The 8,859-nt window shown below is 68.0% G+C and carries 9 protein-coding genes and 1 pseudogene; 7 read left to right on the top strand and 3 right to left on the bottom strand.

The features are described 5' to 3' along the window. A pseudogene (locus ASF22_RS24920) lies at positions 1-146 on the bottom strand (oxalate/formate MFS antiporter); the annotation flags it as partial. Positions 147-589: 443 nt separating this feature from the next. Between ASF22_RS24920 and ASF22_RS14230 the strand changes: the two are divergent. From ASF22_RS14230 to ASF22_RS14220, 3 genes are all read left to right on the top strand, one after another. Continuing rightward, a complete protein-coding gene (locus ASF22_RS14230) occupies positions 590-1,006 on the top strand; it encodes a hypothetical protein (protein WP_244474294.1) in 417 nt (138 codons plus the stop codon). Between the two features lie 322 nt (positions 1,007-1,328). After that, complete coding sequence (locus ASF22_RS14225; protein WP_056169483.1) at positions 1,329-1,610, top strand: hypothetical protein; 282 nt, start codon at positions 1,329-1,331, stop codon at positions 1,608-1,610. Positions 1,611-1,952: 342 nt separating this feature from the next. After that, positions 1,953-2,546 (top strand): PAS domain-containing protein, encoded by a 594-nt coding sequence (locus ASF22_RS14220; RefSeq protein ID WP_056169480.1) that lies wholly within the window; start codon positions 1,953-1,955, stop codon positions 2,544-2,546. A 21-nt stretch (positions 2,547-2,567) separates the two neighbouring features. Here ASF22_RS14220 and ASF22_RS14215 read toward each other — a convergent pair whose 3' ends face one another. Beyond that, positions 2,568-3,260 carry a GntR family transcriptional regulator gene (locus ASF22_RS14215; protein WP_056169477.1) on the bottom strand — a complete coding sequence of 231 codons (693 nt, stop codon included), beginning with the start codon at positions 3,258-3,260 and terminating at the stop codon, positions 2,568-2,570. A 479-nt stretch (positions 3,261-3,739) separates the two neighbouring features. On the opposite strand from ASF22_RS14215, the gene oxc reads away from it, so the two are divergent. After that, positions 3,740-5,485, top strand: coding sequence for an oxalyl-CoA decarboxylase (gene oxc / locus ASF22_RS14210; protein ID WP_056265501.1), 1,746 nt, complete (start codon positions 3,740-3,742; stop codon positions 5,483-5,485). A 263-nt stretch (positions 5,486-5,748) separates the two neighbouring features. After that, positions 5,749-7,023, top strand: a complete 1,275-nt coding sequence (gene frc, locus ASF22_RS14205) for a formyl-CoA transferase (protein WP_056265497.1) — start codon at positions 5,749-5,751, stop codon at positions 7,021-7,023. Positions 7,024-7,044: 21 nt separating this feature from the next. Here the strand turns inward: frc and ASF22_RS23930 are convergent, their stop codons facing one another. Beyond that, the gene (locus ASF22_RS23930; RefSeq protein ID WP_156368987.1) at positions 7,045-7,206 is read right to left on the bottom strand and encodes a hypothetical protein; all 162 of its coding nucleotides are present in this window, start codon (positions 7,204-7,206) and stop codon (positions 7,045-7,047) included. Positions 7,207-7,571: 365 nt separating this feature from the next. Between ASF22_RS23930 and ASF22_RS14200 the strand changes: the two genes are divergently transcribed. Together ASF22_RS14200 and ASF22_RS14195 are read left to right on the top strand one after the other, a co-directional pair. Beyond that, positions 7,572-8,339 carry a hypothetical protein gene (locus ASF22_RS14200; RefSeq protein WP_244474293.1) on the top strand — a complete coding sequence of 256 codons (768 nt, stop codon included), beginning with the start codon at positions 7,572-7,574 and terminating at the stop codon, positions 8,337-8,339. Continuing rightward, positions 8,336-8,710 carry a hypothetical protein gene (locus ASF22_RS14195; protein WP_056265495.1) on the top strand — a complete coding sequence of 125 codons (375 nt, stop codon included), beginning with the start codon at positions 8,336-8,338 and terminating at the stop codon, positions 8,708-8,710. Before ASF22_RS14200 ends, ASF22_RS14195 begins: the two co-directional genes overlap by 4 nt. Positions 8,711-8,859: the final 149 nt, after the last annotated feature.

Genomic DNA, 8,859 nt, shown 5'->3' with positions numbered 1-8,859 from the left:
AACTTCTTCTGGATGTCGGGGACGAAGAACGTCCAGCCGTACTGGAGGTTGGCGATCATCACCATGCAGATGACGCCGATCACGAGCTGGCCCCAGCGATATCCATCGCCGACGCGTTCGACCTTACTTGGTTCTACCCTGGTCATGACGATCCTCCCGATTGATGTTCTGGTGATTTGGGGCTGCGCCGAGGACCCTGGGACGACCCTGGATCTTGGCCGCGCAGTCCGGACGCCTGTCCCGACGCCGTCTGGTATTTGGAATACCAGGGTTGCGCGACCGGTCGGCGCCGTCAAGAGTAGGCGCGACAAAATTCGATTTTGCGCCGCACCATGTCTTGCGACCACTGCGAATTACATCGCTACATCTATGTGCCGCTCGCAGGCCGCAGTAAAAAACGGTATTCGAGATGCGCCGAGCGCATGCCGTTTGGGATCCGGCGGACGCGCGCATTCCGGCCCGCGCCTTTGGCTGTCGAAACCGGAACGATGGTGCTGGTTTCATCCCCTGCTGCGAAAATATGTGGCCATCGGCACAGGTATTGTGCATACCAGTGGGGTCGAAGCAGCCCGGCGGAGGATTCGCGGCCGTGGATATCAGCGATTCGAACGGTCGCGGCGCGGCCCTCCAGTACATTTGCATGGACCGGACCGTGCGCGATGCCATGCGCCTCCTGGCGCGCCCCGGCACCGAGGCCCTCGTGGTGATCGACGGGCGGCGCGCGGCCGAGGGCGCCATCATCGGACTCCTGACGGAACGGAACCTGTTCCGGGCGGTGACGACCCACGGTATCGATGTGTTCGACGCCCTGGTGTGGACCCTGGCGAAGACCGATTTCGCCACGGTGGCGGTGGGCGCCGGCCCGCAGGAGCGTCTCGCGGCGTTCTGCGCGCACCGCACCGATCAGGTCGCGGTGATGGACGGTTTCGCGCTGCGCGCCATCGAGACCATCTGGGATTGCCTCGCGGTCCCGCCCGACCGGACGGAAGGATGCGCCGCCCCATAGGCGAACCGCTTCTCCCGGGGCAGATCGTGTCGGCCAGGAAAGCCGTCCTGCCGCGACGGCCGGTTTCGTGCGGACCGCCAAGCACTTCCGAAATATTTCATGGCCTTGCCGCAGGGCCGAAGAAGTCTTGCGCTGCACCAATGACAGTCGCCAGCGTAAGACAACCGGTTTCGTGCGATCCGTGTTGACCCGACATCGGAATGAATACAAAACGATCGGGCGGATCACGGAACGGTGAGGCCGGCCCGCGATCGAGACGGCACCGCCCCGAATGGGGCCAGGGCACCATGCGGGCACGTCGGCCCGCTCCAAGGGGAACACCATGCGGTATCTCGCGATCCTCGAATGTCCCGTGATCTTCAGCGGCGAGAACCAGTACGGGATGACGAGCATGGACATGTGCCCGTCCGTGGGCATCACGCGCGGGCTCGTCAGCCGGCACGTGAAGGTTGTCGATGCACGGGTTATCGTCGTCAGCATCTGGGACAGCGAGTTCTGCGCCAAGCTGTTCTTCGATCCGGCCTGGTACGAGAAGGCCGGGATCCTGTGGGGCGACCTCTACCAGCTGCGCCTCGACGAAATCGAAGAGGCCCGCGTCGCCTGAACACTCCGGGGTGGACGGTTTCAGGGAACGGGACGCCCGATCGCCCATCGATCCCGGGCGCCGGGATGGCAGCGCCGCCCGGCGTCCTGCGTTCTTTCCTTACTGTCCCTACGATCGGCATGCCGTGTAAGCGCCATGCCCCTGGCACATATCGGAACCCCACCCGGGGTTAACGACCGGCCATGGTTGCACGTGGTAACGGTCCGACAGCCTATTCCTGTCGATACGGCGACGTGCGTTTGGTGCGATTTCAGTGTCGCGTCCATGATTGCGGTCGCGCAACACGTGGTTTTCCATGTTGTCGCGACGGCGGGACGGGCCGCCGCGATCGAAAGCCATTCCATGGACGTGACGACAACCAACGAACCGACCGATCTCGACGGATTGCGTGCCGTCCTCGATGCGGCGTGCGTCGTCGGGACCTGGGGTTGGGACCATGCCCGCGGCGTCGTCACCTACGACGAGGGCGCGGCGCGGTTGCTGACGGGTAAGCCCGAGCTCGCCGGGTGCGAGCTCAGCGGCCCCGGCGCCCTCGCCCTCGTCCATCCGGGCGACATGACCTGGCTCATGGAGCACATGCTCCGGGCCGTGCGCGCCGGCGGCGTGGTCCTGGCCGAGTACCGGGTGTTCCAGGCCGACGGCTCGGTCCGCTGGCTGCTCAGCCGAGGCCGGACCTACCACGATTCCGCCGGCCGGCCGGAGCGGTCGCACGGCATCCTCATCGACATCACAGAGATGCGCGACGGCGGCGAGCGCTACGTCCTCGGCACGGCCCCGACCCAGGCGGATTCCCTGGCGCAGGCGGCGGATCTCGCCATCTCGCTCAAGCACGCGCTGAAGTTCGATGCCCCGCCGGAGGTGGTCGAGGCCGCAAACCTGCTCCTGCTCAGCCTCGGCCGCGCCATCGCGCGGACGAACGACCGATACTGGCAGTAGGTCTGCGCGGAATCCCGACCCTCAGTCGAGGTAGTCGCCGTAGATCTCGACGTGACGGGCGAGCCCGAGGCCATGCTCGCGCACGAGGCGCTCGGACAGGTCGGCGTCGCGGGCCTCCAGGGCCTGGATGATCGCAACGTGCTCCTTGATGGAGTTGGCGGCGCGGTCGCCCTGGCGCAGGGCCGCGTTGCGGATGCCGCGCACGTGCATCAACAGGTTGCTGGTGATGTCCCGGATCACGTCGCACTGACCGAGCGAGATGATCTTCTGGTGGAAGCGGATGTTCGCGTCCGAATATTCGTCGAGATGATCCGACGGGCGACCCTCGTAGAATTCGGGGAAGTGCTCGCGCAGGCAGGCGAGCTGCTCGTCTGTCGCCCGGGTGCAGGCGAGGCGCGCAGCCATGCTCTCCAGGGCCGACCAAGCCTGGATCATCGCAACGATCTCACGCTTCGTCTTCTTGATCACGAATACGCCGCGCCGCGATTCGAAGCGCACGAAGCCCTCCTGCTCGAGCACCGTCAGCGCCTCGCGAACGGGGGTACGACTGACCCCGAGGTTGAGGGACAGCTTGCGCTCGTCGAGCCGCACCTCCTCCTTCTGATCGTAGATGTTCATGTTGGTGATGGCTTCTTTCAGCGCATCGTAGGCCAGCGCGCGCAAGCTCGACGTCGCGGCGATGGGTTTGACTTCGAACATGTCGGAACTGACCATCTTCGCCCCGGAAGGTGTGGGAGTGATGCCCTCGACCGGGCCGGCTCTGCCTCGACCATGCCAAATTTGGCCTTGTCAGACAAGGATTTGAGCGGAGGCGGGGCGCGCGATCCCAAGCCGAATCACGATTGCCGCCGCCCGGAACCGAATCGGTCGCCCGACCGGCCCCGCGGCGCGGCGATCACGCCCGGACGGCCGCCGAGCCTTTCGGACTACCGGCGACCCGCCCGCCAGGCAAGGTTCGCGACCCGCGTTGCTTGACGACTGGTATTTGGTATGCCAACGTTTGTGAACTGGCAAACAGCAACGCCGCAATCCGTCGCGCCAGACGCTTTCCACACCCGACGCCGACGCCATCGGTGTCCCGATCCCGTCCCTCGCCGCGTCGCCGGCGCGGTGTGCGGGCTCGCGTGACCGCGGCCGGACCCGTCCGTCCGGTCGCCGGAAGACGAACCCAAGAACAACTCCAGGAGGAAACCATGTCCGCCTTAGCCCAGCGCATCGTCGAGGATCACGCCGCCGTCGAGCCCGAGATCACGGACGGGTTCCACCTCGTCATCGACGCCCTGAAGCTCAACGACATCAACACCATCTACGGTGTGCCGGGCATCCCGATCACCGATCTCGGCCGCCTCGCTCAGGCCGCTGGCATGCGGGTCATCTCGTTCCGCCACGAGCAGCACGCGGGCAACGCCGCCGCCATTGCGGGCTTCCTCACGCAGAAGCCCGGCATCTGCCTCACGGTCTCGGCCCCCGGCTTCCTCAACGGCCTGACGGCGCTGGCCAACGCCACCACCAATTGCTTCCCGATGATCCTGATCTCGGGCTCGTCCGAGCGCGAGATCGTCGACCTGCAACAGGGCGATTACGAGGAGATGGACCAGCTCGCCATCGCCAAGCCCCTATGCAAGGCCGCTTTCCGCGTGCTGCACGCCGCCGATATCGGCATCGCGGTCGCGCGCGCCATCCGGGCCGCCGTGTCCGGCCGGCCCGGCGGCGTCTACCTCGACCTTCCGGCCAAGCTCTTCAGCCAGACCATGGACGCGGAGGCCGGCGCCAAGTCCCTCGTCAAGGTCATCGACGCGGCCCCGGCGCAGCTGCCCGCCCCCGACGCCATCAAGCGCGCCCTCGACGTGCTCAGACAAGCCAAGCGCCCCCTCATCGTGCTCGGCAAGGGCGCCGCTTACGCCCAGGCCGACGACGCGATCCGCGACCTCGTCGAGCGCAGCGGCATTCCCTACGTGCCCATGAGCATGGCCAAGGGCCTGCTCCCCGACACCCACGCCCAGTCGGCGGGCGCGGCGCGCTCCCTCGTTCTGAAGGAGGCCGACGTCGTCCTTCTCGTCGGCGCGCGGCTCAACTGGCTGCTGTCCCACGGCAAGGGCAAGACCTGGGGGGCGCCCGGCTCGAAGAAGTTCATCCAGATCGACATCGAGCCCCGGGAAATGGATTCCAACGTCGAGATCGTCGCCCCGGTGGTCGGCGACATCGCCTCCTGCGTCGCCGCCCTCCTCGTCGGCATGGGCCAGGGCTGGGCGGCCCCGCCCGCCGCCTGGACCGATGCCATCGCGGCCAAGCGCGACGAGAACCTCGCCAAGATGGCGGGCAAGCTGCGCAAGAACGCGGCGCCGATGGATTTTCACGGAGCCTTGGGTGCGCTCAAGACCATCATCCAGCAGCGACCCGACGCGATCCTGGTCAACGAGGGCGCCAACACCCTCGATCTCGCCCGCGGGATCATCGACATGCACCGCCCACGCAAGCGCCTCGATGTCGGCACCTGGGGCATCATGGGCATCGGCATGGGCTACGCCATCGCGGCGGCCGTCGAGACCGGCCACCCGGTGCTGGCGGTGGAGGGCGACTCGGCCTTCGGCTTCTCCGGCATGGAGGTCGAGACCATCTGCCGGTACAACCTGCCGATCTGCATCGTGGTGTTCAACAACAACGGCATCTATCGCGGCACCGACATCGACCCGACGGGCCGCGATCCGGCCACCACGGTCTTCGTGGCGGATTCGCGCTACGACCGGATGATGGAGGCCTTCGGGGGCGTCGGTGTCCACGCGACGACGCCGGACGAGCTGTCCCAGGCCGTCAACGCCGCCATGGATTCCGGCCGTCCGACCCTCATCAACGCGGTCATCGACCCGGCCGCCGGCACCGAGAGCGGCAACATCGGCAGCCTCAACCCGCAGAGCACGGTCCGCAAGAAGCCGGCCTGATCCGCTCGGCGTGAGCCTTCGCGTTTCGACGTGAAGCGCGACGCGCTCCCTCTCTTGGAAGGAGAGGGTTGGGGTAGGTGTGGGACCTTTTCGGAGAGTTCGCACACCTCACCCTGTCCCTCTCCTTTCAGCAGAGCGGACGCGAGTCACCCGTAGGCTGTGTGAGGGCCGTCCCCTCGGATTGATCGGCCCTCCGCGATCAAGCGACCCGAGTCGATGGATCAGCGTCCGGCGTCATGTCGCCTCAATCACCCGGTGAGACCATGAAAGCGCTCGAAAACGTAAAAATCCTCGACTTCACCCATGTCCAGTCGGGGCCGACCTGCACGCAGTTGCTGGCCTGGTTCGGCGCGGACGTGATCAAGGTGGAGCGGCCCGGTGCCGGGGATGCGACGCGCGATCAGCTTCAGGATCTGCCCGACGTGGACAGCCTGTACTTCACCATGCTGAACCACAACAAGCGGTCCATCACCCTCGACACCAAGACGACCGAGGGCGTCGAGGTGCTGTGGCGGCTGGTGGCCGAGTGCGACGTGCTGGTGGAGAATTTCGCGCCGGGCGCGCTCGCCCGCATGGGCCTAACCTGGGAGACGATCCACGCCGCCAACCCGCGCATGATCCTCGCCTCGGTGAAGGGGTTCGGGCCGGGGTCTTACTCGGAGTGCAAGGTCTATGAGAACGTCGCCCAGTGCGTCGGCGGCGCGGCTTCGACCACGGGGTTCCGCACGGGGACGCCCATGGTGACGGGGGCGCAGATCGGCGATTCCGGCACGGGCCTGCATCTGGCGCTGGGCATCGTCACGGCCCTGTACCAGCGCACCCATTCGGGCCTAGGCCAGCGGGTGGACTGCGCCATGCAGGATTCGGTGCTCAACCTGTGCCGGGTCAAGCTGCGCGATCAGCAGCGCCTCGAGCGCGGGCCCCTGCGGGAATACAGTCAGTTCGGGGAGGGCATCCCGTTCGGCGATGCCGTGCCGCGGGCCGGCAACGATTCCGGGGGCGGCCAGCCGGGGCGCATCCTGAAGTGCAAGGGCTGGGAGACCGATCCCAACGCGTACCTGTACTTCATCACGCAGGGGCCGGTCTGGGAAAAGATCTGCGACGTCATCGGCGAGCCGGACTGGAAGACCCACCCGGATTACGCGACGGCCAAGGCCCGCCTGCCGCACCTGAACGAGATCTTCACCCGCATCGAGGCCTGGACCATGGCCAAGACCAAGTTCGAGGCCATGGAGATCCTCAACGCCCTGCACATTCCGTGCGGGCCGATCCTCTCCATGAAGGAGATCGCGGAGGATCCGGGCCTGCGCGCGGCCGGCACCGTGGTGGAGGTCGATCACCCGACGCGGGGGCCGTACCTCACCGTCGGCAATCCCATCAAGCTCTCGGCGAGTCCGACGGAGGTGACGCGCTCGCCGCTTCTGGGCGAGCACACGGACGAGATTCTTCGCGATGTGCTGGGCTACTCGACCGCCGAATGCCTCGCCCTGTCGCGATCCGGCGCCATCGGCGCCCCCGTGGGGATCGCCGCCGAGTAGGGCTTCGTGTCGTCTGAGTTTTCAGGCGATCCCGGCGAAACGGCCGGCGGTGGTGGCTGCGGCGGCGTGATCGGCGGTGCTGCGGGTGCCGGTCTCGGGCGACAGGCGATCGGCGGCCTTGACGACGAGGAGAACCTGAAGGGCGATGAGGCTGACGGTCGAGATGATGACGGTGGTGAGCATGGCGGGTCCCCTCGGGTGATGTTGCAGCGCTTCTATGCCATGGTGCAGCGCAAATTGGTATATCACATTTCTAACACCAGCATTGTCCGGTGAGCATGGCTTGAGCCCGGAGGTCGTTCCGGTCCGGGCGGGGCGCAGGCCTTCCGGTGGGCGAGGCCCCGATTCCGGTGGCGAACAGTCCGGTCCGATGACGGTTTCTCGCTGGGCCCAGGCCATGACGCGACCCGACCCTGACGGCGCAGCGGTTCAATGGTTCGCTCGGTCGAGACCGGCCGCATGACGCCTCGGCACGCGGCGTGATAGGGGCCGGACGCGGGCGCAGCGTCTTTCGAGCGCCCGAGCCATCGTCCGAGCGGAGTGACGGGATGACCTCCAGAATGGTGCGGCGCACGCGGATGGCCGGGTTTGGAGCGCGGGTTCCGGTCTGCCTCGTCCTGCTGCTGCCCGGCCTCGCGGTCCCGGCGGACGAAGCGCGGGCGGATTCCAACGAATGCCGGCGGGTTCCGGCGCTCTCCGAAGGTCCGGCCCCGACCCTCGGGCGCATCACCGCCGCGGGCCGGACCGCGTTCCTCAAGGACGGGCTGGCTCAGGACGGCTGTCCCGAGGCGGGGGCGGCCTGCCGCGAGCGGGCCTATCTGGTGGCCGGCGACGGCGTGATCCTGACGGATCGGCGCGGGTCCCATGTCTGCGCCACCTACCCGGGTGCCCGGGACGGGGCCGACCGGACCGGGTGGCTGCCCGCCGCGGCCGTCGCCGACGAGCCGGCCGGTGCCCTCACCCCGGAGGGCTGGTTCGGCACCTGGACGAAGGCGGAGGCCGAGATCCGCCTCGCGGCCGGCGTCAAACCCGGCACCGTCGCGGTGAAGGGCGACGCCACCTGGGGCATGGGCGACGCCGAGCGGATGCGGCGCGGCGGCGTCCACACCGGCGAGATCGAGGGCGAGGTCGTCCCGGCGGGCGACGCCGCGCGCTTCGCCATGGGCGAGGGCGGCAACGTACCGGTGCAGACGGCCGACGCGTACACCTGCAAGGTGTGGCTGCGGCGCCTCGGCCCCTGGCTCGTCGTCGACGACAACCTCGCCTGCGGCGGCGCCAACGTCACCTTCCGGGGCGTCTACCGGCGGAGGCCGTGATTCTTCGGGGTCTTTCAGCCGCGCTGTTCGGCATTCTCCTGGCGCTCGGTCCGGGGGCCTGCGCCCCCGACCGCCCGCCCACGGTTCCGGAGATCGAGGCGGGGATCGACCGGCTGATGCGCCTCGGCTTCGACGCGCCGGCGGCGGATGCGGACGCCTTCGCGACCCGGCTCGTGCCCGACGGTCTCGCGCCCGGCCTCGATCGAGGCCTGCTCATCCTGGGGACGGGCCTCCCGGGGTGGCCCGCCGCCTGGCCGAAGGGCAGTGCCGGTGGCGAGACCCTGATCCCGGGCCGGCGCAGCCGGAAAGTCGTCGTCGCCCCCGCGGGCCCGGGGCGGCGCCGGGTCTGGGTCGCGGTGTTCACCCTGTGAGACCCGATCGCCTGCGTCTTGCGATTCTCGTTCCGCTCCTGCTGGCGCCCGGGCGGAGAACTTCGCCGATGGCGGCCATGCGCGGTACGTCGTCGGGTGCCGAAAGGTGAAGAGGGCGCCGGGCGGCTTCCGCCCCGATGCCGCCTGTC

Source organism: Methylobacterium sp. Leaf87 (genome assembly GCF_001422775.1).
Classification (GTDB): domain Bacteria; phylum Pseudomonadota; class Alphaproteobacteria; order Rhizobiales; family Beijerinckiaceae; genus Methylobacterium.
The sequence above is the reverse complement of the archived record's forward strand: the minus strand, read 5'-3'. Positions and strand labels throughout refer to the sequence as shown.